24 protein-coding genes are annotated in these 25,469 nt (G+C 62.4%); 12 read left to right on the top strand and 12 right to left on the bottom strand.

Features of this window, described 5'->3' with window-relative positions:
- Positions 1 to 12 precede the first annotated feature (12 nt).
- Positions 13 to 243 (bottom strand): hypothetical protein, encoded by a 231-nt coding sequence (locus SAZ10_RS01275; protein ID WP_318607345.1) that lies wholly within the window; start codon positions 241 to 243, stop codon positions 13 to 15.
- Between the two features lie 447 nt (positions 244 to 690).
- Between SAZ10_RS01275 and SAZ10_RS01270 the strand changes: the two genes are divergently transcribed.
- Together SAZ10_RS01270 and SAZ10_RS01265 are read left to right on the top strand one after the other, a co-directional pair.
- Positions 691 to 2,148: an NAD-dependent succinate-semialdehyde dehydrogenase gene (locus SAZ10_RS01270; protein WP_318607344.1), complete on the top strand. Its 1,458-nt coding sequence runs from the start codon at positions 691 to 693 to the stop codon at positions 2,146 to 2,148.
- A 36-nt stretch (positions 2,149 to 2,184) separates the two neighbouring features.
- Complete coding sequence (locus SAZ10_RS01265) at positions 2,185 to 3,201, top strand: aldose epimerase family protein (protein ID WP_318607343.1); 1,017 nt, start codon at positions 2,185 to 2,187, stop codon at positions 3,199 to 3,201.
- Here the strand turns inward: SAZ10_RS01265 and SAZ10_RS01260 are convergent.
- The gene (locus tag SAZ10_RS01260) at positions 3,188 to 4,117 is read right to left on the bottom strand and encodes a sugar kinase (RefSeq protein WP_318607342.1); all 930 of its coding nucleotides are present in this window, start codon (positions 4,115 to 4,117) and stop codon (positions 3,188 to 3,190) included. The genes SAZ10_RS01265 and SAZ10_RS01260 overlap by 14 nt on opposite strands.
- 174 nt (positions 4,118 to 4,291) lie before the next feature.
- Here SAZ10_RS01260 and SAZ10_RS01255 point away from each other — a divergent pair, with 174 nt between their 5' ends.
- Together SAZ10_RS01255 and SAZ10_RS01250 are read left to right on the top strand one after the other, a co-directional pair.
- The gene (locus SAZ10_RS01255) at positions 4,292 to 4,783 is read left to right on the top strand and encodes a FixH family protein (protein ID WP_318607341.1); all 492 of its coding nucleotides are present in this window, start codon (positions 4,292 to 4,294) and stop codon (positions 4,781 to 4,783) included.
- Positions 4,784 to 4,786: 3 nt separating this feature from the next.
- Positions 4,787 to 5,995, top strand: coding sequence for a cytochrome-c peroxidase (locus SAZ10_RS01250; RefSeq protein ID WP_318607340.1), 1,209 nt, complete (start codon positions 4,787 to 4,789; stop codon positions 5,993 to 5,995).
- 42 nt (positions 5,996 to 6,037) lie between these two features.
- Here the strand turns inward: SAZ10_RS01250 and SAZ10_RS01245 are convergent, their stop codons facing one another.
- On the bottom strand, positions 6,038 to 6,748 hold the full coding sequence (locus tag SAZ10_RS01245) for a glutathione S-transferase family protein (RefSeq protein ID WP_318607339.1): 711 nt from the start codon (positions 6,746 to 6,748) through the stop codon (positions 6,038 to 6,040).
- A 101-nt stretch (positions 6,749 to 6,849) separates the two neighbouring features.
- On the opposite strand from SAZ10_RS01245, the gene SAZ10_RS01240 reads away from it, so the two are divergent.
- On the top strand, positions 6,850 to 7,740 hold the full coding sequence (locus tag SAZ10_RS01240) for a LysR substrate-binding domain-containing protein (protein ID WP_318607338.1): 891 nt from the start codon (positions 6,850 to 6,852) through the stop codon (positions 7,738 to 7,740).
- A gap of 113 nt (positions 7,741 to 7,853) precedes the next feature.
- Here SAZ10_RS01240 and SAZ10_RS01235 read toward each other — a convergent pair whose 3' ends face one another.
- Positions 7,854 to 8,306, bottom strand: coding sequence for an Lrp/AsnC ligand binding domain-containing protein (locus tag SAZ10_RS01235; protein WP_318607768.1), 453 nt, complete (start codon positions 8,304 to 8,306; stop codon positions 7,854 to 7,856).
- Between the two features lie 170 nt (positions 8,307 to 8,476).
- Between SAZ10_RS01235 and putA the strand changes: the two genes are divergently transcribed.
- A complete protein-coding gene (gene putA, locus SAZ10_RS01230; protein WP_318607337.1) occupies positions 8,477 to 12,088 on the top strand; it encodes a bifunctional proline dehydrogenase/L-glutamate gamma-semialdehyde dehydrogenase PutA in 3,612 nt (1,203 codons plus the stop codon).
- A gap of 105 nt (positions 12,089 to 12,193) precedes the next feature.
- Here the strand turns inward: putA and SAZ10_RS01225 are convergent, their stop codons facing one another.
- The gene (locus SAZ10_RS01225; protein WP_318607336.1) at positions 12,194 to 12,508 is read right to left on the bottom strand and encodes an antibiotic biosynthesis monooxygenase; all 315 of its coding nucleotides are present in this window, start codon (positions 12,506 to 12,508) and stop codon (positions 12,194 to 12,196) included.
- A gap of 32 nt (positions 12,509 to 12,540) precedes the next feature.
- On the bottom strand, positions 12,541 to 13,002 hold the full coding sequence (gene rirA / locus SAZ10_RS01220; protein WP_318607335.1) for an iron-responsive transcriptional regulator RirA: 462 nt from the start codon (positions 13,000 to 13,002) through the stop codon (positions 12,541 to 12,543).
- Between the two features lie 405 nt (positions 13,003 to 13,407).
- Between rirA and SAZ10_RS01215 the strand changes: the two genes are divergently transcribed.
- The 3 genes from SAZ10_RS01215 to SAZ10_RS01205 all read left to right on the top strand — a co-directional run bounded on the left by SAZ10_RS01215 (position 13,408) and on the right by SAZ10_RS01205 (position 15,985).
- On the top strand, positions 13,408 to 14,712 hold the full coding sequence (locus SAZ10_RS01215) for a DUF445 domain-containing protein (RefSeq protein ID WP_412535135.1): 1,305 nt from the start codon (positions 13,408 to 13,410) through the stop codon (positions 14,710 to 14,712).
- Between the two features lie 76 nt (positions 14,713 to 14,788).
- Complete coding sequence (locus SAZ10_RS01210; protein WP_318607334.1) at positions 14,789 to 15,220, top strand: TIGR01841 family phasin; 432 nt, start codon at positions 14,789 to 14,791, stop codon at positions 15,218 to 15,220.
- Positions 15,221 to 15,505: 285 nt separating this feature from the next.
- Positions 15,506 to 15,985, top strand: a complete 480-nt coding sequence (locus SAZ10_RS01205; RefSeq protein WP_318607333.1) for a MaoC family dehydratase — start codon at positions 15,506 to 15,508, stop codon at positions 15,983 to 15,985.
- Between the two features lie 23 nt (positions 15,986 to 16,008).
- Here SAZ10_RS01205 and hpaR read toward each other — a convergent pair whose 3' ends face one another.
- The 6 genes from hpaR to SAZ10_RS01175 form a co-directional block, all read right to left on the bottom strand.
- Positions 16,009 to 16,479 (bottom strand): homoprotocatechuate degradation operon regulator HpaR, encoded by a 471-nt coding sequence (gene hpaR / locus SAZ10_RS01200; RefSeq protein WP_318607332.1) that lies wholly within the window; start codon positions 16,477 to 16,479, stop codon positions 16,009 to 16,011.
- Positions 16,480 to 16,679: 200 nt separating this feature from the next.
- Positions 16,680 to 17,393: an ABC transporter ATP-binding protein gene (locus tag SAZ10_RS01195; RefSeq protein ID WP_318607331.1), complete on the bottom strand. Its 714-nt coding sequence runs from the start codon at positions 17,391 to 17,393 to the stop codon at positions 16,680 to 16,682.
- Complete coding sequence (locus SAZ10_RS01190) at positions 17,386 to 18,612, bottom strand: ABC transporter permease (RefSeq protein WP_318607330.1); 1,227 nt, start codon at positions 18,610 to 18,612, stop codon at positions 17,386 to 17,388. Before SAZ10_RS01190 ends, SAZ10_RS01195 begins: the two co-directional genes overlap by 8 nt.
- Positions 18,609 to 19,880: an efflux RND transporter periplasmic adaptor subunit gene (locus SAZ10_RS01185; protein WP_318607329.1), complete on the bottom strand. Its 1,272-nt coding sequence runs from the start codon at positions 19,878 to 19,880 to the stop codon at positions 18,609 to 18,611. The genes SAZ10_RS01190 and SAZ10_RS01185 overlap by 4 nt, the downstream gene beginning before the upstream one ends.
- Before the next feature lie 77 nt (positions 19,881 to 19,957).
- A complete protein-coding gene (locus tag SAZ10_RS01180; protein ID WP_318607328.1) occupies positions 19,958 to 20,803 on the bottom strand; it encodes a phosphoenolpyruvate hydrolase family protein in 846 nt (281 codons plus the stop codon).
- Positions 20,804 to 20,812: 9 nt separating this feature from the next.
- Positions 20,813 to 22,015 (bottom strand): Tm-1-like ATP-binding domain-containing protein, encoded by a 1,203-nt coding sequence (locus SAZ10_RS01175; protein WP_318607327.1) that lies wholly within the window; start codon positions 22,013 to 22,015, stop codon positions 20,813 to 20,815.
- Between the two features lie 110 nt (positions 22,016 to 22,125).
- Between SAZ10_RS01175 and SAZ10_RS01170 the strand changes: the two genes are divergently transcribed.
- The 3 genes from SAZ10_RS01170 (at position 22,126) to SAZ10_RS01160 (ending at position 25,469) form a co-directional block, all read left to right on the top strand.
- Entirely contained in the window at positions 22,126 to 22,779 is a 654-nt protein-coding gene (locus SAZ10_RS01170; RefSeq protein ID WP_412535134.1) for a TetR/AcrR family transcriptional regulator, read from the top strand.
- Between the two features lie 387 nt (positions 22,780 to 23,166).
- Entirely contained in the window at positions 23,167 to 24,486 is a 1,320-nt protein-coding gene (locus SAZ10_RS01165) for an extracellular solute-binding protein (RefSeq protein WP_318607325.1), read from the top strand.
- A 77-nt stretch (positions 24,487 to 24,563) separates the two neighbouring features.
- Positions 24,564 to 25,469, top strand: coding sequence for a sugar ABC transporter permease (locus tag SAZ10_RS01160; RefSeq protein ID WP_318607324.1), 906 nt, complete (start codon positions 24,564 to 24,566; stop codon positions 25,467 to 25,469).

Here is a 25,469-nt window from a genome sequence, read left to right as displayed (position 1 = left end):
GAGGCCGCTCCTCTAACGGTGCTGTCCGCCGTTCTTGATCTCCTCGAGCAATATATAAGTCGCCCGCAAGGCGGTGCTCAAATGCTCAAGGCCAGATGCCAGCTCCCTGATCGCAGATGATAAATACTGGTTGCCCATTTCCTCATTGCCGGCGCGTCTCACCTGGTAATAGGCTCCCGCTTTATCGGCGAAGTTGTACGCTTTGTTGAATTTGAAAGTCGCATTCTCTGTCGGTCTCGCCATAAGCCTTCCTTGCTATTCCAAACGGCAGCGTATCGGTCAGGCTGCCATAGGATAGCTGGCAGGCCTCTGATCGGTGCCGCCAAAGGTAGCCAGTCCGTGTAACCTCAAATTGTCGCAATGGTACCGCCACGTTTCAAAACGACGACAGAACTTTCCGCGGCGCTCCCCTGGGAGGCGCCGTGAGGTCAGGGTGACCTTTTCGCGTGTCGCACGCACATGGATTAAATCGAAATGGAACCTTCCGCGCATGCCAGATCGATCATGGCTTCTTGCACCTGCGGTTCAGCCCTGCTGCCTCAATGCATCGTGATTGCCCCAGGCTTGCTGGGTAGGCTAAGACGAGCGCGATAGCTTTCGCCGCGGAAGCTCGAGACGGCGTGAAGCGCACTCAGCGTCGCGGAACACTCAGACCATCAGCGCCAGTTGCGCTGGAAGGAGGCCGATAGAATGCTGCAGAAAACCAGCCATTTCATGCGTGAGGCGAACCTGATCGACGGCGAGTGGATCCAGGCGGATTCCGGCGCGACCATCGATGTCATCAACCCGGCGACGAGCCTCAAGATCGGCACAGTGCCGAGGTCAGGCAGGGCCGAGACGCTGCGCGCTATCGAGGCGGCGGACGCGGCTTTCCGGACATGGCGCAAGACATCCGCGCTGGAACGTTCCAAGCTGCTTCGCGCGCTGCATGATGCGATCATGGACAACCAGCAGCCGCTGGCGGAGCTGCTCACTACCGAGCAGGGCAAATCGCTCACCGAATCGAAAGGCGAAATCGCGATCTCGGCGGCCTATGTGCTGTGGTTTGCCGAGGAGGCGAGACGCACCTATGGCCAGGTCGTGCCGTCGCCATGGAGGGACCGCCGCATCCTCGTCACCAGGGAGCCGACCGGCGTGGTCGCTGCGATCACTCCATGGAATTTCCCGTCCTCGATGCTCTCGCGCAAAATCGGGCCGGCGCTTGCCGCGGGGTGCACCGCCGTCATCAAGCCCGCTTCGCAAACACCCTATTCCGGCATTGCGTGGGGCGTGCTTTGCGAAGAAGTCGGTTTTCCGAAGGGCGTGGTGAACGTTGTTACCGGCTCGGCCGGCGAGATCGGCGACGAGATCTGCGCGAACCCGCTGGTCAAGAAGATCACCTTCACCGGCTCGACGGAGGTGGGCAAGCTGCTGATTGCCAAGGCCGCCTCGACGGTGAAGAAGGTGTCGATGGAACTCGGCGGCAATGCGCCCTTCATCGTCTTCGACGACGCTGACATCGACCGCGCCGTCGAAGGCGCCATCATCGCCAAATACCGCAATTCCGGCCAGACATGCGTATGCACCAACCGCTTCTTCGCACAGGAGGGCATCTATGACGAGTTCGTCGAAAAGCTGGCGGCTGCCTCGAAGGGGCTGAAGGTCGGGCCCGGCCTGGAAGAGGGCACCCAGCAGGGGCCGCTGATCGACGACAAGGCCGTCGAGAAGGTGGAGGAGTTGATCTCGGACGCTGTCGCCAAAGGCGGCAAGGTCGTGACCGGCGGGCGCCGGCACGCGCTCGGCGGCTCGTTCTTCGAACCCACGGTGATCGCCGGGGCCAAGCCCGAGATGCGCTTCATGAAGGAAGAGATCTTCGGACCAGTAGCGCCGGTTTTCCGCTTCAAGACGGAGGAGGAGGCGATCGCGCTCGCCAACGACACCGAATTCGGGCTCGCGAGTTATTTCTACACAAGCGATCTCGGCCGCACCATGCGCGTGATGGAAGGCCTGAAATATGGAATGGTCGGCGTCAATGAAGGGCTGATCACAACTGTCGAAGCACCGTTCGGCGGCGTCAAGGAATCGGGCCTCGGCCGCGAAGGCGGCCATCAGGGCATAGACGATTACCTTGACACCAAATATGTCTGCATCGGCGGTCTCGGCGTCTGACGCCGGGATCCTTTGCCGTCGAAATCAGAGGTGTCGATGGAAGGCGAGCGTTTTGGGAAAACCTCCGCCGGTGAGCGCGTTCAGCGCTTCACGATTGCCGGCGGTGGTCTGACGGCGAAGATCATCAATTGGGGCGCGGCGGTGCAGGATTTGCGACTTGCCGGGCACGACGCGCCGCTGGTCCTCGGCTTCGAGCGTTTCGACTACTACCCGCAGTTTTCGCCCTATTTCGGCGCAATCGTCGGACGCTACGCGAACCGCATCGGTGGTGGACGCTTCGCAATCGCCGGCACGCAGTATCAAACCGATCTCAATTTCCTCGGCAAGCACACGCTGCATGGCGGAAGCAAGAGCTTCGGAAAGCGCGTCTGGGACGTGTCCCTGCATGGCGATGACTTCGTGACGCTGACGCTGCATTCGTCGGATGGCGAAATGGGCTTTCCGGGCGCGATCGACGTGACCTGCACATATCACATGAAAATCCCGGGCACGCTGTCGATCGAGCTTACAGCGACGACGGATGAGCCGACCCTCTGTAATCTAGCCAACCACTCCTACTTCAATCTCGACAATGGCGGCAGCGGCGACATTCTCGACCATCGGCTTATGCTGAACGCTGCCGCCTATCTACCGGTCGATGACGAACTGATCCCGACCGGCGTCGTGCAGCCAGTTCAGGGCACGCCTTTCGATTTCCGGCTGGCGCGGCCGATCCGCAATGAGCAGGATGGCGAGCAGACCCTTTACGACCACAATTTCTGCCTTGCTTCCGCACACGGGCCGCTGAGGCTCGCCGCCTGGGCGCAGGGCGCGGAGTCGGGCGTCGAGATGGAGATGTGGACCACCGAACCCGGTGTGCAGTTCTACGCCGGCGGCAAGGTCGCGCGCGATCGGGAAGGGCTGGGCGGCCGCCACTACCAGAACTACGCCGGCTTTTGCCTGGAGGCGCAGGTCTGGCCGGATTCGCCGAACCACGCGTATTTCCCGCAGGCCGTGCTCTGGCCCGGCGCAATCTACCGGCAGACGACGGAGTACCGCTTCAGGCTGCCGTGAACGCCGTCCGTAAAATCTGAAACGGAGCCAGCGCACCGCGTACCTGCACGACAGCGGCGGCGACACTATGGGCCTTGCGTGCGGCGTCGATCGGCTCGGAACCGGCAAGGCGCGCGGCAAGATAGGCGCCGTTGAAAGAATCGCCGGCACCGGTCGTGTCGACGGGCGAGGGGACGTGGACAGCCGGAACCGTCATTGCGGTTCCGTCATGCGAGGCCAGTGCAGGTTCTTCGCCGTTCTTCACGATGACCTCGCGGGCGCCGAACCCGGCGATCCGCAGCGCAGCGGTCCCCGGATCGGGGTCGCCGAACAGCGCCTGCTCGTCGGGGAAAGTCGGCAGCGCGATGTCGGTGACGCCGAGCGCTTCTTCGATCGCGGCGCGGGCACTTGCTGCGTCAGGCCACAGCCGTGGCCGGTAGTTCGGATCGAAAGCGATCCGCGCGCCGTTCGCCCTGGCTTTCTTCAGGGCCATGAGCAGCACCTTGCGCGCGCCTTCCGCAAGAATTGCCAAAGTGATTCCGGAGAAATAGACAAGTTCCCGGTTTTCCAGGCTTTTTTCCAATGCAGCAGGGTCGTCGGCAAGCCGTCGCGCCGCCGCATCCGAGCGCCAGTAGGTGAAGGAACGCTCCGCGCCAGTGAGCGTGATCGCATAAAGCCCGGGCCGCGCCGCGGCAATGACGGGGCTCGCCGCCGTGCCTATACCGTGCTTCTCGAAGAATGCGATCTGATCGCGCGAGAACGGGTCGTCGCCGAAGCCTGAGACATAGTCGACCGCGCGGTCTTCTCCTGCCAGCGCCTTCAGCGCCCAAAGCGTGTTGAAGGTGTCGCCGGCAAAGCCCATGCGCCAGAGGCCGCCGTCTGCCCCGGAAAGCTCGATCATGCATTCGCCGATGGAAGCGATGCCACTAGCCGCCATGAGTCCTCCCCGGGTGAGTGCCGGGGACAGTTTACTTTTTTCCGCTCGAGCGAGCTTTCGACGGCTGCAGCCTTTTTGCGGAAAAAAGTAAACTGTCCCCTGCGCCGACCTAACCGCTTCGTCCGCTTTGGGCAAGACTGGCTGGCGATCCCTGCCTCGCCGGAATAGCATCGTTTGAAAATCGTTTCCGACCGTATGGACCTGACCTTGGCCGAACTATCGCCTGCATCCCTCTCCAAGCGCTCGATTTCGCTCGGCATCATCGCTTTCGCGCTGCTCACGCTCGCAGCGGTCTGGTTCGTCGCGCCGTCGGCGCCGCCACCGGTTCTCGATCTCTCGCGGTCGAAGCCGAGCGAGAAAGGGCTCTACACGGTCTCGATCGAACCGGAGGGCGGCCAGGTCCGTCAAGGTGAGCTTCAGTCCTGGCTGGTCACGCTGACGAGCAAGGCAGGCACGCCGGTCGAGAACGCGCGGATGACCGTCGATGGCGGCATGCCGGAGCACCATCACGGCCTGCCGACCAGTCCCGCGATGACTGCGACCCTGGGCCCGGGCAAATACCGGGTCGAGGGCGTCAAGTTCCACATGGGCGGCTGGTGGCAGCTTCGTTTCGCGATTTCGGCGGCGGCGGGTGACGACGAGGCCGTCTTCAACATCAAGCTCTAGGCGATGCTGGCGATTTTCAGAAACTCGGCCGTCTTCGTTTCCTTGCTGGGCACGATCCTTGCCGGTTGCGGCGAGCCACAGTTTTCCGAGGATGAGAAGGCGGTGATCGCCTCACTGTCGCTCGCCAAGCTGCCGCCGCTGCCGGCCGATCCCACGAACCGGGTCGCGGATTCGCCTGCCGCCGCGGCGCTCGGCGCAACGCTATTCTTCGACCATCGTTTGAGCGGCAAGGACGAGGTTGCTTGCGCGACCTGCCACAAGATCGACCGGCAGTTTCAGGACGACCTGCCGCGTGCCGTCGCTGCTGGGCACAACAACCGACGCACCATGCCGCTTGCCGGCGTCGCCTGGAACCCCTGGTTCTTCTGGGACGGCCGCCGCGATAGCCTGTGGGCGCAGGCAATCACGCCGCTCGAGGATCCGGTCGAGCATGCCGGCAACCGGACGGCCTACGCACGCTTCATGTTCCAGAATTTCCGTGACCGCTACGAAAACATCTTCGGGCCGTTCCCGTCGCTCGACGGTTTGCCCAGGCATGCGAGCCCGCTCGGAACGGAGGCCGAGAAAGTGGCATGGGCTTCGATGAGCCCCGAGCAGCAGGACGCGGTGAATTCCGTCTTCGCCAATATCGGCAAAATGATCGCCGCTTTCGAGCGGTCGCTGACGCCGCCAGAGACGCGTTTCGACCGGTTTGCCAAGGTGCTCGCCGCAGGCAAGGAGCCGGCGGCCGCCGACGACCTGTCCGGCGACGAGCGCGCCGGGCTGAAGCTCTTCATCGGCAAGGGGCAATGCATACGCTGCCACAACGGGCCGCGCTTTACCGATGGGCACTTCCACAACACCGGAGTGCCGCCCATAGCCGGCCTGCCGGCAGATCTCGGCCGGGAGACGGGCGTTGCGAAGGTCGCGGCCGACCCGTTCAACTGTCTGGGAAAGTTCCGCGACGGGCCGGACACGGCCTGCGGCGAACTGCGCTTCATGGTCAAGCAGGGCCCGGAGCTGCGCCGCGCCTACAAGACGCCGTCGCTGCGCGGCGTCGCGGACCGGCCGCCTTACATGCATGCCGGACAGTTCGCCACGCTGGAAGAGGTGATCGATCATGATGCCCGCGCGCCGGATAGCGGCGACGGGCATTCCGAGCTCAATCCTCTTATTCTGTCGGATCGTGAGAAGAAGGAACTGGTCGCGTTCCTCAAGACGCTTTCGGAGTGACGAAGCGGGCGCCTTGGCGGGCTCCCGCTTCCGACAATCCCGTCAGGCGGCCAGGGCAAGCGCCTCGCCGATCGCTTCGTCCAGAGTGACCAGTCCAGCCATGGCGCCGCTGCCCGAGGCCGGCCTTCCATCCTCGATCGATTTCGCGAAGCCGAAGGCAGGATCGCCCTCGAGCCGCTCCTTCAGCGCGCGAAGCCGGGGGAAATCGGCCGGATCGATCGCCTGGTGGAAGTCAGCCCAGCGCGCGACACCGACGAACATCGCGTCGGCCAGTGTCGGCCTGTCGCCGAGGAGATATCGGTTGTCGTCGATCATAGCTTCGAGCTGCTGATGGCGCTTGGCAACCGCTGCACGGCCGTAGGTGCGGAGCGTCTCTCGAACCTCGTCGGAGACGTCCTCGATTTCGAGTGCGGTCCAGAGCGGGCTGAAGGCCGAGGTGAAGCTGCTGTTGAGGAAGCCCATGTACTGGTGGAGCCGGTCGGCGCGCCGGCTGCCGGGTTCGAAGCTGATGCGACGCTCGCGGTCGCGCGTCTCCAGCCAAAGCGCGATTGCCATCGTTTCCGTCAGTGCGCCGTCCGCGGTGACGAGAACCGGCGTCTCGCGGCGCCCGTTCAAGCGGCCATAGGCGTTGGTCAGCATGTCGTTCGGCATCTCCACCCGCGACAGCCTGTAGGGTTGGCCCAGCCATTCCAGTGCCATGACCAAGCCGAGCGAACTTCCGAGCGGAAATCCAGCGAGAAGAATCGGTTGCATGAAATCTCTCCTGTGTTGTGTACTCGGAGATATAAATTTATGGACTTTGCGGCTGTAGATGGCATTTTCCCTCCTTAACGTACACATGTGTGGACTTTGAAATGGTCAACCTCAACGATCTTCATTTCTTCGTTCAGGCTGTAGATTCAGGCGGTTTCGCTGCTGCGAGCAGGCGGCTTGGATACCCCAAGTCGACCGTCAGCAAGCGGGTGGGCGAGCTCGAAGCAGCACTCGGCGCCCGGCTGATTCACCGCACCTCACGCAGCTTCGTCCTCACGGATGCCGGGCAAGATTTCTACGACCACGCCCGTGCCGCTCTCATTGAGGCGGAGGCAGCCGAGCACTCGGTGCGAAGCCGGGTGGCCGAGCCCAGCGGGATCGTCAGCATCACCGCGTCGGTGCCGACCGTGCAGTTCTACCTCGCCGACCAAATGCCGCGGCTCGCTCGCAAATATCCCAAGCTGCAGATCAGGCTCCATGTCACCGACCGCTTTGTGGACCTGGTGCAGGAGGGCTTCGATATTGCGGTCCGCAGCCATTTCGCGCCGCTGCCCGATTCCGGCCTCGTGCAGAGACAGGTGAGGACGGAGCCGATCATCCTGGTCGCGGCGGCGGACTATCTCTCGTTGCGCGGCACGCCTCTTTCGCCGGAAGACCTGGCTCACCACGACGGCCTGCTCACCGCTCCCTCGGCAAAACTCTGGCAGCTGAGTGGCGGGGAGGGCCGCAAGGCTACGGTGGCGCCGGCTCCCCGGCTTTTTGCCGACGAGTCGGTGGCGCTCCTGAAATCGGCCGAAGCCGGGCTCGGCATCGCTCCTCTGCCGGAGGCGTTCGTTGCTTCCGCTCTTGAAAGCGGGCGACTGGTGCGCGTTTTGCCGGGTTGGCACGCTGGAGCGGTGACGACTACACTTCTGACACCGCATCGGCGGGGCCAGCTTCCGGCGGTCCGCGCCGTCATCGATTTCCTTGTGCGCCCCGATGTAAGCTCCTAGGACAGGATGAACTGGATTCGTTCATCCTGCCCTAGTTCTTATTTTTTCAGCATGATCTCATCCGAAAAGTCTGCAACTTTTTGCTGCGCTGACCTTCGGTTCGGGATGATGCTCTAACGGTCCTTCACGGTCTCCATCGCCACGAAGGTCGACGTCTGTGCGACATGCGGCAGCGCCGAGATGCGCTCGCCGAGCACCCGGCGGTAGGCGGCGATGTCCTTCGTGCGCACCTTGAGCAGATAGTCGAAGCTCGCCGCCATCATGTGACATTGCTCGATCTCGGCGACCGATTGGACGGCGCGGTTGAACTCCGTGAGCGCCAGCGAGCGCGTGTCGGAGAGCTTCACCTGCACGAAGGCGAGGTGGCCTTCGCCCATCTTCTCACGGTCGATGATCGCCGAATAGCCGCGGATGTAGCCGTCCTTCTCCAGCCGCCTGACCCTGGCCTGAACCGGCGTCTTCGACAGCCCGACCTTCTGAGACAGTTCAGCCATCGACAGCCGTGCATCGCTTGAAAGCGCGGCGAGTATATTGCGGTCGATGCGGTCCAATTGATCTTCGATCATGGAGAATGCAGTCCATTTGTCCGTTTGTGGCTGCATTTCTTAGATCGAACGATGCGCTCAGGCCAGAGTTTTGGTCCGCGACGGAATGGCGGTCATGCTAATGCGGCGCAGTCTCGCTTGCCTGTCCCGGCGATCGGGACAATCATCTGGGCAACCTTGGGGCCGCTTCAATGACCGAACTGGACGCGATCCGCGCGACGATGCGCGCCAATTATCTCCCATCGGAAGAGGAAGCTTTGGGGCGCCTCGTCGCGCAGGCAGGCCTTTCAGCCGAGGAACGCTTGCGCATTTCCAGCCGCGCCGCTGACCTCGTTCGGGCCGTGCGCGCCTCGTCCGACCCGGGACTGATGGAGGTGTTCCTGTCCACCTACGGTCTCTCGACCAAGGAAGGCGTGGCACTGATGTGCCTTGCCGAGGCATTGCTGCGTGTGCCCGATGCCGAGACCGTGGATGACCTGATCCGCGACAAGATCGCGCCGCATGATTGGTCGGCGCATGCGGGTTCCAGCTCGATCTTCGTCAATGCATCGACCTGGGCGCTGATGCTCACCGGCCGCGTGCTCGACGACGAGGAGGAGGATGGCATCGAGGGCACGCTCAGGGCGCTGGTGCGCCGGCTCGGTGAGCCGGTAATCCGCACCGCGGTCTCGGCTGCGATGCGCGAGATGGGCGAGCAGTTCGTGCTCGGCCGCACGATCGAGGAGGCAGTACGCCGCGGTCGGTCGATGACGGCCAAGGGCTATCTCTATTCCTACGACATGCTTGGCGAAGCGGCCCGTACCGACGCCGATGCGATCCGATATCATCGTGCCTATGCGGATGCCATCGCCTCGCTGAAGAGCGGTGTGACGAGCACCGACATTCGCCGCAACCCGGGCATTTCGGTGAAGCTCTCGGCGCTGCACCCGCGCTACGAGGTCTCACAGAAGGAGAAGATGCTGCCCCTGATGAGCGAGCGGCTCTATTCGCTGGCGCTCGCCGCTCGTCGTGCCGGCATGGGGCTCAACATCGACGCCGAGGAAGCCGACCGGCTCGACCTTTCGCTGGGTGTGATCGAGCGTGTTCTCGCCCAGCCCGAGCTTGGCGGCTGGGACGGATTCGGCGTCGTGGTGCAGGCTTATGGGCCGCGCGCGCCCTTCGTCATCGACTGGGTCTACGCGCTCGCCAAAAAGCTCGACCGGAAGATCATGGTGCGCCTCGTCAAGGGCGCCTATTGGGACACCGAGATTAAGCGGGCGCAGGTGCTTGGCTTGTCCGGCTATCCTGTCTTCACGCGCAAGGCGAATACCGACGTCTCCTACATAGCCAATGCGCGCAAGCTGATCGGCATGACGGACCGGATCTATCCGCAATTTGCGACCCACAATGCGCATACGGTCGCCGCGATCCTGGCAATGGCGGAGGATCGCGATTCTTTCGAGTTCCAGCGCCTGCACGGCATGGGTGAGGCGCTGCACGAAACGGTGCGCAAAGCCGAGGGCACGCGCTGTCGCATCTATGCGCCCGTCGGTGCGCATTCAGACCTGCTCGCCTACCTGGTCCGGCGGCTCCTCGAGAACGGCGCCAACTCCTCTTTCGTGCACCAGATCGTCGACGAGGGCGTGCCGGCCGAGGCGATCGCGCGCGACCCGTTCGAGTTGGTAGAAACGCAAGGTCCGGCCGCCAATCCGGCGATTGCCAAGCCGCTCGCGATGTTTGGCCCCGGTCGCGTCAATTCGAAGGGGTGGGACATCACCGACCCGGCAACGCTCGAGCGCATCGAGCAGGCGAGGGCGGCTTTCACGGGCGACGATCGCTGGACAGCGAGGCCACTGACGCGCGCCGCAGGCGCGACGGTTGCTCGGGCTGTCGTGAGCCCGGCCAACCCCGAAGACCGGGTCGGAACCGTCCACGAGGCGACGGCCGAGCTTGTCGAGGCGGCCATCGGTATCGCGGTCGAGGCTGCGCCGGCCTGGGCGAAGACACCCGTGGCCGAGCGTGCTGCCCGGCTGCGCCGTGCCGCCGATCTCTACGAAGCGAATGCCGTCGAGTTCTTCGCGCTCGCCGCGCGAGAGGCAGGCAAGACGCTCAGCGACGGCGTGTCGGAAGTACGCGAGGCGGTCGATTTCCTCCGCTACTATGCGGCGGAAGCGGATGCGGCCGAGGCTGGTACCGAAGCGCGCGGCGCGATCGTCTGCATATCGCCCTGGAACTTCCCGCTGGCGATCTTCACCGGCCAGATCGCCGCCGCGCTCGTTACAGGCAACACGGTGCTTGCCAAGCCGGCCGAGCAGACGCCGCTGATCGCCGCCCGGGCCGTCGCGCTGCTGCATGAGGCGGGCATCCCTGGCGACGTGCTGCAGCTTCTGCCGGGCGATGGCCCCTCCGTCGGCGCGCCGCTCACGGCCGACGCTCGCATTGCCGGCGTCTGCTTCACCGGCTCGACCGAGGTGGCGCGGCTCATCGAACGCCAGCTCGCAAAGACCGCGGCACCGGACGCCATGCTGATCGCCGAGACCGGCGGGCTGAATGCTATGATCGTCGACTCCACTGCGCTACCTGAGCAGGCGGTGCGCGACATCCTCGCCTCTGCTTTCCAGAGCGCTGGCCAGCGCTGCTCGGCGCTGCGCATGCTGTACGTCCAGAAGGACGTGGAGAAGAAGGTCGTCGACATGCTGAAAGGGGCGATGGCCGAGCTTTCAGTCGGCGATCCGTGGTCAGTTGCCACCGATGTCGGTCCGCTGATCGACGACGAGGCGCGCACGAACATCTCCGATTATGCCGCCGATATGCAAGCGAAGGGCAGGCTCGTCGCCAAGGTCGATGCGCCGGATGGCGGCCGTTTCGTTGCGCCGCAGGTGTTCCGTGTCTCGGGCATTGGGGAGTTGGAGCGCGAGGTGTTCGGGCCGATCCTGCATGTCGCGAGCTATGACGCCGAGAAGGTGGAGAGCGTCATTTCCGACATCAACCGCAAGGGCTACGGCCTCACCTTCGGGATGCATACACGTATCGACGCGCGCGTGCAGGAGATCGTCGACGGCATTCATGCCGGCAACATCTATGTGAACCGCAACCAGATTGGCGCGGTCGTGGGGGCGCAGCCCTTCGGCGGGGAGGGTCTGTCCGGCACCGGACCAAAGGCGGGCGGACCACATTATCTGCGCCGCTTCCGCCGGGGCCCGACGCGAGCCGGGGAGCCGCCGAAGGGCGCTTCGGTCGCGCTGCAAATGCTCATAGACCATTTGCCGGACCCGGCGCTGGGCGGCTGGGCGACGCGCGCTGATCGCATCGCGATTCTGAGGAAGCATCTGCGTGGCAAAGGCTCTCAGGCGATTGCAGCAGCGGCGGCGATCGACTTCGGGCCGGTCGACCTGCCGGGGCCGACGGGCGAAGCGAACACGCTGACATTGACGCCGCGGGGCAGGGTGCTCGCGCTAGGTCCCGACGGCGACACGATGCTTGCGCAAGCGATCCAGGCGCTCGCCGCCGGCAATGCGGCGCTCGTCGTGTCACCCGGCGCGCCAGCCGCTGTGCAGCCTTTGCTCGGCAAGGGCCTGCCCCTTGCCGCGCTGGACGGCACCATCGACCCGGCGATGTTGGCGCAGCTTCGGATCGACTTGGTCGCGTCGGCGGCGGACGCAAATACGCTCAAGCACCTGCGTCAGGAGCTTGCCGGGCGTGAAGGTCCGATCGTGCCGCTTGTCACGGAGATCATCTATCCCGCCGCCTATGCGCATGAGCGCTCAGTATGCGTGGACACGACCGCTGCCGGCGGCAACGCCAGCCTGCTTGCGTCGGCTTAGGAGGTGCCGGGGACAGTTTACTTATTTCGCCAGGTTTTGCGGCAGATGGCGAGGGTGGAGTGCTGGCCGAAATAAGTAAACTGTCCCCCAGCGCGTGTCAGGAACTCACGCTCCTTCGACGGCGGTGAACCCTTCGAATACAGGATGCCCGAGATAGAGCGGCTTGTTCTCGCCCGCGCCGCGATGCGCCGCCCGGAAATTCTCCGACCTCGTCCAGGCAATGAAGTCGGCCTCGCTCGCCCAGACCGTGTGAGAAGCAAACAGCGTATAACCTTCCGCCTCGTTGACCGGGCCGCGCAACAGGTGGAAGTCGCGAAACCCCTTCATCTCCGACAGGCTCGAATTGCGGTTCTTCCAGACCGCCTCGAACGCCTCTTCAGATCCCTTCACAACCTTGAAGCGGTTCATTGCGACGAACATGCTTCTTCCCGCTCCCCAGAGCTTCGCTCGTTTCAACCTGCCAGCGCACGCGGCGTATTGAGGTCGATCCCAAGCAGGGAACGAACGCTCGGCCGCGTCTTTATGAGGTCCTCGATCGAATAGCCTTCCAGCACCTCGAAGAAAGCACCGAGCGCCTTCCTCAGCGCCTCGTTCAACCCGCAGCTATCGACCAGCGGGCATTCGGCGGCGTCGTTCTCGAAGCATTCGGCCATGGCGAAGTTCTCTTCGGTCACGCGCACGACGTCGAAAAGGGAAATCGCGCTTGCCGGCTTGGCGAGCTTCACACCGCCGTTTCTGCCCCGCACCGTCCCGACAAGACCGTTCTCGACAAGCGGCTGCAGAATCTTGAAAAGGAAGAGTTCCGAGACGTTATACGCATCGGCGATTTCAGGGATGCGCGAGAGACGCCCCTCATTGGCAGCGCAATACATCAGGATGCGCACGGCGTAATTGGTCTGTCTCGTTAGCCGCATGTTCGTTTCCTCGGCGGATTCGTTGCGCCGGACTATGGAGCTAAGCGCGCAACATTTCAAACCTCTAATCAGTCGAAGATGAGTTCTGTTGTCAACTTAAATCGCACCAAGCTGCCATAGACCGATTGCCGCGCTTGAAAGCGGACCGCCGTCCAACGATATTCACGCCCGCGAGAAACGGATTTCTCGGGGGAACTAGAGTCGTGATTTCGGAGTTCGGGCTCAAACGACACTAGGAATCAATGAGTTGCTAGTGTCCCCTATGATTCTGAAATTTGCTCGGAGCGCATATCAAACTCGCGCGAATTTCAGAATCGGGACATTAGCAAGGAGCGCGACAATGGATGAGCCGATTCCGCCGCTTGGCGCAGGCTTCGGCAATAGTGCAGTCCAGAGCGAGGCAGGGTGACCGCAGAACGCGCGGCATCGCCAGAGTTCGTCCGTGCAGCCGGCGATGCGCGAGACAAGGCCAAGGTCGCGGCGCTGAGGCGCACGAAATTCATTGCCACCGCCGCGCTCTGCCTATGTGTGGCTGTTTTCGCCACGGCCCGCATGTTTCAATCGCGTTGGCCGTGGCTCGGCTTTATCGCGGCTTTCGCCGAAGCGGCCACCATCGGCGGTATTGCCGATTGGTACGCCGTTGTTGCGCTGTTCCGACGGCCGCTCGGCCTGCCGATTCCGCACACGGCAATCGTTCCGGCCAACCAGAACCGCATCGCCGACAATCTCGGGCGCTTCATCGAGGCCAATTTCCTCGCGCCTGAGCCGGTACGCAAGAAGCTGAAGGAAGTGGATTTCGCAGCGCTCGTCGCGGAATGGCTCGCCCATCCCTCGCGCGCCCACGATCTTTCCGGTTTCGTCGGGCATTTGATGCCACAGGCGATTTCTGCGATGGAAGGTTCGAACCTGCGCGGCTTCATCGGCCAGCGTGTGCTCGACTTGCTGAAGAAAGTGCGGGTCGCGCCGCTCGCGGCCGAGCTTTTGATGGCCGCCACCGAGGATCGCCGCCATCAGAAGCTGTTCGATGAGCTGGTCGGCGTGCTCGAGAAATTCCTCAATGACGAGGCCGCGCTTGCGGCAATGCGCGAGAAGATCCGCAACGAACTGCCATCGCTGTTCAGAGTATTCCAGGCAGACGCTTACCTGGTCAGGAAAATCGTCGCGTCTGCCGGCGCGCTGTTCGCGGAGGTCCTCTCCGACCAGAACCATGCCCTCAGGCACGAGTTCGACCGGTTCGTGATCGGCTTCATCGAAACGCTGCGGGATTCGCCGGAATATGCATTGCGTGCCGAGCAGCTCAAGCAGGAACTGCTTTCACGGCGCGAGCTCGGCTCCATTGCCGACGACATTTGGAAGAGCCTCCGCGAGTTCGTGGAAGAGGATCTGAAGGCCGAGGATTCGCGCATGCGTGAGCATCTCGCCAGCCTGTTCGTGGATGCCGGCCGCCAGCTTGCAGCCGATCCCAAGGTTCGGGCCGACATGAATGAAGGCTTCGTCGTCGCGCTCACCGCCTTCGTGGAGAGCCAGAAGAGTGGCGTGTCGACCTTCATTGCCGACCAGGTCAAGCGCTGGGACCTTGCGCAGCTCACCCGGCTTATCGAGCTAAATATCGGCCGCGACCTGCAATATATCCGCTTCAACGGCATGGTGATCGGAGGGCTTGCCGGGCTCGTGCTCTATTCAATCGAGCATCTCTTCTTTGCGAATTGACCGATTCCGAGCTTGGCATATTCTACGCGCCGAGCAGGATGAATTGGGGTGAGGCCGGGGCTGACTGGAGGTCGCGATGGCCAGGAAACCGGAGACGGAATCGATCTTCGACATGTTTTCGAAGCTCGGCTCGCAAATGAAGCTGCCGAAAGTCGATGTAGAGGCAGTGCTCGATCATCACCGCAAGAATCTCGAAGCGCTGCAGAAATCAGTCCAGGCAAGTGCTGCAGGAACGTCGTCACTGATGGCAAAGCAGCGCGAGATGCTGCAGCAGACGCTGAGCGAAGTCGCCGATCTCGCGCAGAACTATCGCGCCGGAAGCGATCCGCGGGAGCTCATGTCCAAACAGGCCGATTTCGCCCGAAAGAGCTTTGAGACCGCTGTCAAGAACGCTGGCGAGATGGCCGAAATCGTGAAGAAATCCGGGGGCGAATCCATCGACATATTGCGGGAGCGGATGCGCGAATCGATGGAGGAAATTCGGGCCGGCTTCGAAGACAAGAAGTAGCTGCCCTGGTGCCGCCCCGGATCGCAAGCTTGCCGCGCACCGGAAATGATGCAGCTTCGGGAAGCAAATTTGCGGCGAATATTTGCTGAGTCAGGTGGCGGTAGCCAAGCTGACCTGCAATGGCAGCCGTGCTTCCCAAGTCGTTTTCCAAACACCAGATTTTCGCTATTTGATTACTCATCGGATTTGTCTGAAAACCGCTGCTCACTTTCGGTCCGATGCGCTACACCAAAATGCGGACGGCCGATCAACCGGCTGGCCGCAGGCTTACCAGAGGCGAAAAGCATGGCAGTGCCAACCTTCGAGGAGCTGAAGCAGAAGATCGGCTGCGAGCTCGGCGTCTCGCCATGGGTGGTCGTCGATCAGGCGATGATCCAGCAATTCGCCGACTGCACCGGGGACCGTCAGTGGATACATACCGATCCGGAGCGGGCGCGCCGCGAGAGTCCGTTCCGCAAGACCATTGCGCACGGCTATCTCACGCTGTCGCTGGTGGGGTCGCTCATCCAGACCATCGGCGCGATCCCAGAGAACACCCAGGCGGCCTTCAATTACGGGCTCGACAAGGTCCGCTTTCTCGCGCCGGTCATAACCGGCACGAGAGTCAGGCTGCGCACGACACTGCTGTCGGTCGAGAATGTTGGGCCAGGCCAGTATCTGATGAAGGCGACGAACACGATCGAAATCGAAGGCGCAGAGAAGCCCGCGCTCATCGCCGAAACGCTCGCCATGCTCTACGAGAGGCGCAAGAAGAGGGCTGTATAAAGCCTCGGCGAGCTAGAAACGGCCTACTCTTTAAGGTCCGCGAGTTCGCACAGCAGATCGAGCAGCCGTTCCATGTGCTCGCGCCCGTAGCGCGCCTCAATTTGGGAATAGATCGCGCAGGTCTCGGGCGTAACCTCGCGGATCATGGCGAGACCAGCGGGTGCAATTGAAAGGCTGATTCTTCGACCGTCGCCCGGGTCGCGCTCGCGCGTGATGAGCTTGCGGTCCTCCAGAGCCTTGATCATGCGGGTCAAGCTCGGCGCGAGCACGCAGGCCCGATTCGCCACCTCGCTTGCGTCGAGTGGGCTATCCTCGGCCAGCACCCGGATCACCCGCCATTGCTGCTCGGTGACATCGCGCGCCGAAAGGATCGGCCGGAAGCGCGCCACCACTGCCTCGCGGGCTCTCAACAGCGCGATCGGCAAGGCTCGCCGCGTGTCGCGCGGCAGGAGCGTGTCCTCCGGCACTGCGGTATGGTTTGCGACGACGTTCATTACTGTCACAATCTACCGAATCTGCCCCAGCGGCAAGGCTCTTGCTGGTATAAGGCAGCGATATCGTCTTGTTGCTCGCCAATTGGGTCGCATAGCAGACCTCCGCAGAACGAGCCTAGGTGGCCCTTCGAGGTGAAGCTGGATCGTGAATGACGGCGAACGACGGCGCCGGACCGGTTCAGAAGATGGGCTTTGCTGCATCAACGCCGGCTCTTTCCCTCAGGATTGACGCGGTCCTCGGTAATTCGGCCATCGACCACCTCGACAATCCGGTCGCAGCGGTCGGCAAGATCGTGATTGTGCGTGACGAACAGAAATGTGGTGCTGCGCTCTACATTGAAGCGACGCATCAACTCGAACACGCTGCGGGCCGAGGCGGTGTCGAGGTTTCCCGTCGGTTCATCGGCCAGCACGAGCAGTGGATCCATCGCCAAAGCGCGTGCGACGGCAACGCGCTGCTGCTGGCCGCCGGACATGTTCATTGCGCGATTATCACGCCACCTGGCGAGCCCGACCCAGTCTAAAAGCTCGTCGGCACGCATCTCCATTTCGGAATCAGGCCTGCCTCGGTCGACAAGCATCGGCATCAGCACATTCTCCCGTGCGGTAAAGGCCGAAATGAGGTGATGGTACTGGAAGACAAAGCCGATCGTGTGGGCACGGAGCTTGGTCAGGTCCGCATCCGAGAGCTGCGTCGTCTCTTCGCCGCCGATAAGCAGGCTACCTGACGTAGGGCGGTCGAGCAGGCCGATGATGTTCAGCAGAGTGCTTTTGCCGGAGCCCGAAGGCCCCATCAGTGCTACGAATTCGCCGAGCTTGATCACCATGTCGATGCCGTGGAGCACTTCCGTCTCAACGGGCGTGCCGACATTGTAGGATTTTCGGATTCCCTCGAGGACGAGAAGATCAGCCACGGATCGCCTCCACAGGGTCGAGCCTGGCGGCGCGCAAGGCCGGGACTATTCCGGCGATCACGCCAGTGAGGGTGGCCAAGACAGCCGACCAAACGAAGAGGCTCGGCTGCACGATCAGCGGGAAAAGTTCTGCTCCGTTCGGCTGGCGGGCATAGCGATGCCACGCCAACAGCGCGGCGGCGCCCAGAGCGCATCCGACCAGCGAGCCAACGAACCCGAGAACGCCACCTTGAATGAGAAATATCCGCAATATCTGGCCGCGCGAGCTGCCCATGGCGCGCAGGATACCGATATCCTTGGAACGCTGGAGCACGGAGACGATGAGGACAGCAGCAATGCCGAAAGCCACCGATAGCCCGACGAAGCTGCGGATCAGCAGGCTTGAGAGGGTCTGCGCTCTGATGGCGGTGAAGAATTGGGCATTGGTCACAATCCAGCTCTCGGCCTTCACCGGCAGGATGGCCCCGATGTCCTTTGCAACGGTTTCTGCCGCATAGACGTCGGTCACGGTCAGGGCGATATCGGTCACTCCGCCGATCAGGTTCAGCAAGCTTTGTGCAGTTCGCAGCTGGACATAGGTGTTGCGCTCATTGACACCTTTGTTGCCGAGATCGAAGATTCCCCTGATCGTCAGGATACGGTTTCCTCCATTCCCCGTTGCGAGGTTGAGTTTGTCGCCGACCGTCGCGCCGAGATCGTTTGCCAGGTCAAGACCGACGAGAATGTCGTCCGTCCCGAGGCTGGCCTCGCCCGAGACAATGTAGTCAGGGAGCCGTACGATCCGGAAATAGTCGTCGGGTTCCATGCCAAGAATGCCGACGCTACGGCTCGCGTCGCCACGCACGGCGAGTGCCGAACCCGATACGGAAGGTGTTGCGATGAGGACGTCGGTTCGTGCCCGCATCCTGGCAAGGATCGTCTGCCATTGATCGAGCGACAGGACGCGCTGGGTCGGACGCTGCACGATAGCGGCCTCGATGACTTCGTCCTTCTGCCGCAGCGGACGGGCAACTTCGTCGGGGGGCTGAAGCGAGATTTGCGGCTGCGAGGTCAGGACCCGGTTGGTGAAATTGGTCTGCACGCTGGTAAGCATAGCCGACATGAAGACGATCACCCCCACACCGATGGCGATGCCCCCGAGAATGAAGCCGGTCTGCATGCGGCCTTCGGAGAGAAAGCGAAGTGCTGCAATCCAGGCGAATGTCAGCCAACGTTTCATGACGTGACCGGCCGGATGTGCTGACCGGCCATGACGCCGGCGGCCACCGGAATGACGAGTTCGCCCGCCGTGAGCCCGCTCAGGATCTCGATCTGGTCGCTGGCGCGGAGCCCGAGCTGCACTGCCTGCTCGCGCGCCCGGCCGTTGCGAATGACCAGCAGCCAGGGAGAGGAGGATGTGGAATCGTGGACGGCACGCGCCGGGACGATCAGCGTCGACGGACGGCGGTCGACTGCAATATCCACGGAGACTGTCATGTCCTGGCGCAGATAGGCAGGCGGGCTGGTGACCGTGAGCTTCACCTGCACGGAGGCCCGCGTGATGTCCACCGAAGGATTGATGTAGGTCAGCGTGGCAGCGAAGCGCTGGTCGGGATAGGCGTCCGCCGACGACAGCGCAGTCTGGCCAATGCGGAGCAGACCCAGGTTCTTCTCATCGATCTGCAGCACGAGCTGGATGTTTCCGGTGGGCGCCAGGACGAGGAGCGCCGTTCCCGGCTGGACGACCGCACCGCGCTCGACGTTGCGGGTGATCAGAACCCCGTCCCGTGGAGCCGTGATAGTTGCATAGCCCAGACGCGCGCGGGCAGTGCCAAGGTTCGCGTTGGCCTGATTAAGCTCGGTCTCGGCCACTACGTAGGCGCTTCCTCCAGGTTGCGAGGTATAGACCTGCAGCTCGGCAGTCCGGACTTGGGTACGTGCGACATTGAGGTTCTTGGTGGCACCGTCGAGGGTCTCCTTGGTCCCGAATCCCCCTTTGAAAAGGTCTTCCGCCCGCTGATAGGCGGCTTGCGCGTCGGTGAGAGTGGCCTGGGCCTGCTCAAGCGCCTGCTGCGCCGCCGGAAGCGTAAGTTCGCGCATCTGGCGAACCCGCGCCTCCGCCTGCGCCACAGCTCCTTCGGCTGCGACCACCGTTGCTTTCAGCTCGCTGGGCTCGAGCGCGATGAGAGGCTGCCCCTGCTTGACTGTCTGCCCCTCGTCCACCAGCACATCCTGGACCGTGCCGGTGATCTGGCTGGCGATATTGACGCGGAAAGGGGTCTCCACATGGCCGCTGGCAACCACGGTCTTGACCAGATCGCCGCGCACAACCGGATAGACGACGACTTCGGGGCCGACCAGCCAACGGGCAAGCAGCCAAGCCACGACACCGACAGCCAGCAACAGCCCCACAATCGACCATCTATGGACCCAGATGGAACGGACGGTTCCAGCCAGTCCCGCCTTCTGGACTGCGGCTGGACGCAAGTTGGTGTTGATTTGCAGCATGGCAGGCCCGAACGCGGCATCCGGCACCTGTTATGCCAGCGCCGCGCTCCCCGCCTTGCGCCAAATCAAGGAACAGGTCAGGCGGGCGTTGATCCGCGTTCGATAGACTTGAAGTTTCTGGTTTGCTCGGCGATTGCTCGTTCGGCCGGCAGCCGCTCCATCGAGCTCGCGCCATAGAAGCCGTTCAGCCCTTCGACGCGTTCGAGCATGTAGCGCGCATCCTCCGGCATCGAGATCGGCCCGCCGTGGCAGAGCACGATCACGTCCGTGCGCACCGACCGCGCGGCTTTGGCAATGGCGTCCACCTCCTTCACGCAGTCGTCCAGCGACTTCGCCGAGGTCGCGCCGATCGTGCCCCCGGTAGTGACGCCCATATGGGCGACGATGATATCGGCGCCGGCCTTGGTCATCGCCTTGGCTTCGTCGGTGTTGAAAACATAAGGCGTGGTCAGAAGATCGAGCTTGTGGGCGAGCGCGATCATGTCGACCTCGAGCCCGTAGCCCATGCCGGTTTCCTCGAAGCTCTGCCGCATCGTCCCGTCGAACAGGCCGATCGTCGGGAAGTTCTGGACTCCAGAAAAGCCCATGGCTTTCAGCTCGCCGAGGAACGGCTCCATCAGCACAAACGGATCGGTTCCGTTGACACCCGCGAGCACCGGTGTCGCTTTCACCACCGGCAGCACCTCGCGGGCCATCTCCTTGACGATCTCGTTGGCATTGCCATAGGCCAGCAGACCGGCTGCCGAGCCGCGACCGGCCATACGATAGCGGCCCGAATTATAAATTATGATCAGGTCGATGCCGCCGGCTTCCTCCGCCTTGGCCGATATGCCCGTACCGGCACCGCCGCCGACAATAGGCTGGCCCGCCTCTATCATCCTGCGGAATTTCTCGAGGATATTCTTGCGAAGTATGGAAGGCATCGTCGGCCACTATCCTTTTGCGATCTCACGGAATTGGGCGGCAGCCGTTTGGGCGAAGCGCGGGTCGTTGACGTGCCAAGGCAGTCGCACGAGACGACGGCGGTCCGTCTGCCGAAATGTCTCTTCGATGGTGGAAAAGAGTGCGTGATCCGCAGCCGCGTCGAAGAATGCGCCGCCTTCGACGTCAAGCGCCGATACGCCCCTTTCCGGGATCAGGAAGCGCACCGGTCCCTCGCAGGCATTCAGCTTCGCGGCGATCCAGCGGCCGATCGCGATGCACTCCTCGGCCGAAGTGCGCATCAGCGTCACATTGGGATTGTGCCTGTAGAGAAGCCTTTTGCGGTACTTTCTCGGCACAGTCGTCGGAGCCCAGAAGTTCACCATGTCGAGCGCGCCGACCGAGCCGACAAAGGGCAGTCCGGTGCGCGCGATGGCGCCGAAGCGATCTTCGGTCGCCGGTAGCACGCCGCCGAAAAGAAGGTCGCAGACCTCCGTCGTGGTGATATCGATGACACCTGCGAGGAGCCTGCTGTCGGCAAGCTTTTCCATTGCGCGGCCGCCCGTGCCGGTCGCATGGAAGACCATGCAGTCGTAGTCGTCGCGCAATCTCTCGGCGATTGCGGTTACGCAAGGGGTCGTGACGCCGAACATCGTAAGGCCGATCGCCGGCTTGCCTTCCGCTGCTGGGGCAGGAGCCCTTGCCATGCCGGCGATCGCCTGCGCGGCATTCGACAGGATCACGCGCGACAGCCTGTTGAGACCAGCCATGTCGGTGACCGACGGCATCATGATAATGTCCGAGACGTCGACATACGGGGCGACGTCACCGGATGCGAGGGTCGACACCATGATCTTCGGCAGTCCCAGCGGCAGGCGCCGCATGCCTGCCGTGATGATGGCCGTGCCGCCCCCGCCGCCGATACCAACGATGCCGGCCATGTCGGTGCGCGTCTCGGTGAAGCGGGCAAATGCCTCGGCCATGGCCGCTACTGCTATGCCGCGGTCGTCCCCGCCGAGCACAACCGAGACCCCGTCTGGGTGGTGAGCGGCGACCTCGTCTGCCGTAATGTCGACGGCGACAGTCGGCGGCGCTCCTGTGCCGATGTCGACGCGCAGGACTTCGGAGCCCAGAGCGGCCACCTTGTCGGCGAGAAAGCCGAGTTCGTCCCCCTTCGTGTCGGCCGTGCCGACGACATAGACACGCTTTGCCATCGTCCTCCTACCGGAGCCAACAGTCATCCCCTGCCGTTGGCTCCGGCCGCCCGCCCCGAAATATTCCGTATGATCGTTGCTTTTTGATGAGACGCGCATACCATATTGATATGCCTGTCTCACGTCAAGAAACCAGAATAGATGCAGCCGCGGAACGTGGGCCGCGGGCCCGCACAAGACGGCTGATGCTCGCCACTGCCAGTCGGCTGATGCAGGCGGGTGTCACGCCTTCCGTGAGCGAGGTGGCGGAAGCGGCAGGCGTCTCGAGGGCCACGGCCTATCGCTACTTCCCAAGCCAGGCGGCGCTCGTCCAGGCTGTTGTCGGCGAGGGCCTTGGTCCCATTCTCGGATGGCGGTCGGACTCGACGGATGCCGTAGAGCGGATCGCCGATCTGCTGGATGTTGCGATGCCCCGAATCGAAGCCTTCGAGGCGACTTTCAAGGCAGCCCTCAAGCTGTCGATCGAGCAGTGGGCGCAGCGTCACGCCGGCACGCTCGGCACCGAGCCGCAGTTCAATCGGGGTCGTCGGGTCGAGCTTTTGAAAAATGCTTTGGCGCCCTTGAAATGCAAACTCAGCGAGCCTGAGTTCGAGCGGCTGGTTCAGGCGCTTTCGCTCGTCTTCGGGGTCGAGGTGCTGATCGTGTTGAAGGACATTTGGGGCCTGGACAGCGCTGAGACGCTGTCGGTGGCGCAATGGGTAGCCCGTTCACTGGTGGAGGCGGCCGTCAGGCAAGGAGAAAGTGGGGAAGATGGAGAAAAATAGCGCCAGTGAGCTGCGACGGCTTGCTTCAACTGGTTGGACCAGTTTTTATGGGAGCTCCGAAAAAAATACCATCAAATCCGAGTCCCGTCTTTCGTTCTCTGGTCAAAACCGGAACAAATGGAAGAAAAGCGAAGAAAAGCCGCGTTGAATTCCGCCTTTTCGCGCCGGATGCCACACAAGAAAGCGCTTGACGGAAGTCGGAAATTGGTAATACCAGATTGGGCAGGAGGAGCGGAACGGGGTTGAGGAGCCACGATCTGTTCGGGGCCAGCGGGGGCCGGGCGACCGGATCGGCTGAACCCCGCAAACTACGGCACGGAGGACTACCTGGACCGGCGACCGACGCCGGCCGTCTCATACGGTAGGTGCGCACAAGGGAGGAACACAATGCGCAAGACAATAACCGGCCTGCTGGCCGGGGCGAGCTTGGCCTTGGCTGGCGGTATTTCCGTTCATGCAGCCAATGCGCAGGAACTCACGATTTTCTGGGCGGAGTGGGATCCGTCGAACTACCTGCAGGAACTCGCCAACGAGTACGAGAAGGAAACTGGCGTCAAGGTGACGGTGGAGACCACGCCGTGGTCGGATTTCCAGACCAAGGCCTTCGCCGAATTCAATGCCAAGGGCGATGCCTACGACCTGATCGTGGGTGACTCGCAATGGCTCGGCGCCGCCTCCGAAGGCGGTCACTATGTGGACCTCACGGATTTTGTCAAAAAGAACAAGGTCCTCGAGACCATGGCTCCGGCTACCGTGAAGTTCTATTCCGAATATCCGGGCAACAGCGGCAAATACTGGTCGATCCCGGCCGAGGGCGATGCCGTCGGCTGGTCCTATCGCAAGGATTGGTTCGAAGATCCCAAGGAGAAGGAAGCGTTCAAGGCCAAATACGGCTATGATCTGGATGTGCCGAAGGACTGGAAGCAGCTGCGCGACATCGCGGAGTTCTTTTACCGGCCTGACCAGAAGAGGTACGGCATCGCGATCTATACGGACAATTCCTATGACGCGATGGCAATGGGCTTCGAAAACGCGCTCTTCTCCTACGGTGGCGAGCTTGGCGATTACGCGAATTACAAGGTCGACGGCATCGTCAATTCCGACAAGGCCGTTGCCGCGCTGGAGGCTTACAAGGAGCTCTACAAGTTCGCGCCTCCCGGCTGGGCGAAGTCATTCTTCGTCGAAGACAACCAGGCCATCACCGAGAACCTGGCTGCGATGAGCATGAACTACTTCGCTTTCTTCCCGGCGCTCATCAACGAGGCCTCCAACCCGAATGCAAAGGGGACGGGCTTCTTCGCCAACCCGCCCGGCCCGGATGGCGACCAGTTCGCCGCGCTCGGCGGGCAGGGCATCTCGATCGTCTCCTACTCGAAGAACCAGGAAGAGGCCTTCAAATTCCTGGAGTGGTTCATCAAGGACGAGACCCAGAAGAAGTGGGCGGAGCTCGGCGGCTATACCTGCAACAAGTCCGTGCTTGAATCGGCCGAGTTCCAGAACGCGACGCCCTACAACAAGGCCTTCTACGAGACCATGTTCAAGGTGAAGGATTTCTGGGCCGTGCCGGAATATGCCGAACTCCTGCAGCAGCTTAACCAGCGCGTCTATCCGTATGTGACGGGCAATAGCGGCAGCGCGAAGGAAACGCTCGACGCGCTTGCGGCGGACTGGAACGCGACCTTCAAGAAGTACGGACGAAACCAATAACCCCGTCCGATCGAGGAGGGGGCGAAACCGCCCCCTCCTTTGCTTTTTCGGCATGCAAGCGCGTGGAGGAGGACGCCGTGGCGACTGCTGTATTGACGACGCTCGATCCCGCTTCGCGCGCAGCGACGCGCGGCTGGAGCGACATCACGATCCGCAATGCGTTCATCGTTCCGACGATCCTGTTCCTGATCGTCTTCAACATCTTTCCGCTGATCTATTCCCTCGGCTACTCCTTCACCGATTTCCGCGCGTCCACCAACGCGGCCGCGAACTTCGTCGGTCTGCAGAACTATCGCGACCTGCTCAACGATCCTTTCGTATGGTCGAACTTCGCCATCACCGCGAAATACGTGATCGTTTCCGTTGTCGGCCAGGTCCTCGTCGGCTTCGGCATGGCGATGCTGCTCAACCGGGACATTCCCTTCAAGGGCCTGCTCACGACCGTTCTGCTGCTGCCGATGATGCTGTCGATGGCAGTGGTCGGCCTGTTCTGGAAACTGCTCTACGAGCCGTCCTTCGGCATCATCAACTATGCGTTTGGCCTGGGATCCTTCGAATGGCTCTCCAATCCCGACATGGCGCTTTATGCGGTAGCGCTCACCGACATCTGGATGTGGTCTCCTTTTGTGATGCTCCTGTCGCTGGCGGGCCTTTCGGCCGTGCCTAAGCACCTCTATGAGGCGGCCGCAATCGACCGGGCGGGGCCCTTCTACACCTTCTTCCGTATCACGCTGCCACTGGTTGCGCCGATCCTGATGATTGCGATCATCTTTCGCACGATGGAAGCGTTCAAGACCTTCGATCTCGCCTACATCCTGAGCAGTCAGCCGACCACCGAGCTGATCTCGATCCGGCTCTACAAGATGGCTTTCCAGGAGTGGCAGACCGGCCGCTCCTGCGCGCTCGCCTACATCGTGCTGATCATGGTGCTCGCCATCACCAACATCTACGTGAAGTATCTGAACAAGGTGAAGGAGCGCTGA

Source organism: Mesorhizobium sp. BAC0120, assembly GCF_033542235.1.
In the GTDB taxonomy this organism is placed as follows: domain Bacteria; phylum Pseudomonadota; class Alphaproteobacteria; order Rhizobiales; family Rhizobiaceae; genus JAWRCU01.
Note: the sequence above shows the minus strand (reverse complement) of the source record. Positions and strands in the feature narration are given on the sequence as shown.

What these genes read in the sequence shown, in the direction of transcription:
- SAZ10_RS01245 (WP_318607339.1), bottom strand. Translation starts at nt 6,748, where the DNA reads ATGCAACCGATTCTTCTCGCTGGATTTCCGCTCGGAAGTTCGCTCGGC.
- SAZ10_RS01210 (WP_318607334.1), top strand. Translation starts at nt 14,789, where the DNA reads ATGGCCAGGAAACCGGAGACGGAATCGATCTTCGACATGTTTTCGAAG.
- hpaR (WP_318607332.1), bottom strand. Translation starts at nt 16,479, where the DNA reads ATGAACGTCGTCGCAAACCATACCGCAGTGCCGGAGGACACGCTCCTG.
- SAZ10_RS01165 (WP_318607325.1), top strand. Translation starts at nt 23,167, where the DNA reads ATGCGCAAGACAATAACCGGCCTGCTGGCCGGGGCGAGCTTGGCCTTG.
- rirA (WP_318607335.1), bottom strand. Translation starts at nt 13,002, where the DNA reads ATGCGGCTAACGAGACAGACCAATTACGCCGTGCGCATCCTGATGTAT.
- SAZ10_RS01175 (WP_318607327.1), bottom strand. Translation starts at nt 22,015, where the DNA reads ATGGCAAAGCGTGTCTATGTCGTCGGCACGGCCGACACGAAGGGGGAC.
- SAZ10_RS01185 (WP_318607329.1), bottom strand. Translation starts at nt 19,880, where the DNA reads ATGCTGCAAATCAACACCAACTTGCGTCCAGCCGCAGTCCAGAAGGCG.
- SAZ10_RS01170 (WP_412535134.1), top strand. Translation starts at nt 22,126, where the DNA reads ATGCCTGTCTCACGTCAAGAAACCAGAATAGATGCAGCCGCGGAACGT.
- SAZ10_RS01270 (WP_318607344.1), top strand. Translation starts at nt 691, where the DNA reads ATGCTGCAGAAAACCAGCCATTTCATGCGTGAGGCGAACCTGATCGAC.
- SAZ10_RS01180 (WP_318607328.1), bottom strand. Translation starts at nt 20,803, where the DNA reads ATGCCTTCCATACTTCGCAAGAATATCCTCGAGAAATTCCGCAGGATG.
- SAZ10_RS01205 (WP_318607333.1), top strand. Translation starts at nt 15,506, where the DNA reads ATGGCAGTGCCAACCTTCGAGGAGCTGAAGCAGAAGATCGGCTGCGAG.
- SAZ10_RS01275 (WP_318607345.1), bottom strand. Translation starts at nt 243, where the DNA reads ATGGCGAGACCGACAGAGAATGCGACTTTCAAATTCAACAAAGCGTAC.
- SAZ10_RS01250 (WP_318607340.1), top strand. Translation starts at nt 4,787, where the DNA reads ATGCTGGCGATTTTCAGAAACTCGGCCGTCTTCGTTTCCTTGCTGGGC.
- SAZ10_RS01190 (WP_318607330.1), bottom strand. Translation starts at nt 18,612, where the DNA reads ATGAAACGTTGGCTGACATTCGCCTGGATTGCAGCACTTCGCTTTCTC.
- SAZ10_RS01260 (WP_318607342.1), bottom strand. Translation starts at nt 4,117, where the DNA reads ATGGCGGCTAGTGGCATCGCTTCCATCGGCGAATGCATGATCGAGCTT.
- putA (WP_318607337.1), top strand. Translation starts at nt 8,477, where the DNA reads ATGACCGAACTGGACGCGATCCGCGCGACGATGCGCGCCAATTATCTC.
- SAZ10_RS01265 (WP_318607343.1), top strand. Translation starts at nt 2,185, where the DNA reads ATGGAAGGCGAGCGTTTTGGGAAAACCTCCGCCGGTGAGCGCGTTCAG.
- SAZ10_RS01240 (WP_318607338.1), top strand. Translation starts at nt 6,850, where the DNA reads ATGGTCAACCTCAACGATCTTCATTTCTTCGTTCAGGCTGTAGATTCA.
- SAZ10_RS01235 (WP_318607768.1), bottom strand. Translation starts at nt 8,306, where the DNA reads ATGATCGAAGATCAATTGGACCGCATCGACCGCAATATACTCGCCGCG.
- SAZ10_RS01225 (WP_318607336.1), bottom strand. Translation starts at nt 12,508, where the DNA reads ATGTTCGTCGCAATGAACCGCTTCAAGGTTGTGAAGGGATCTGAAGAG.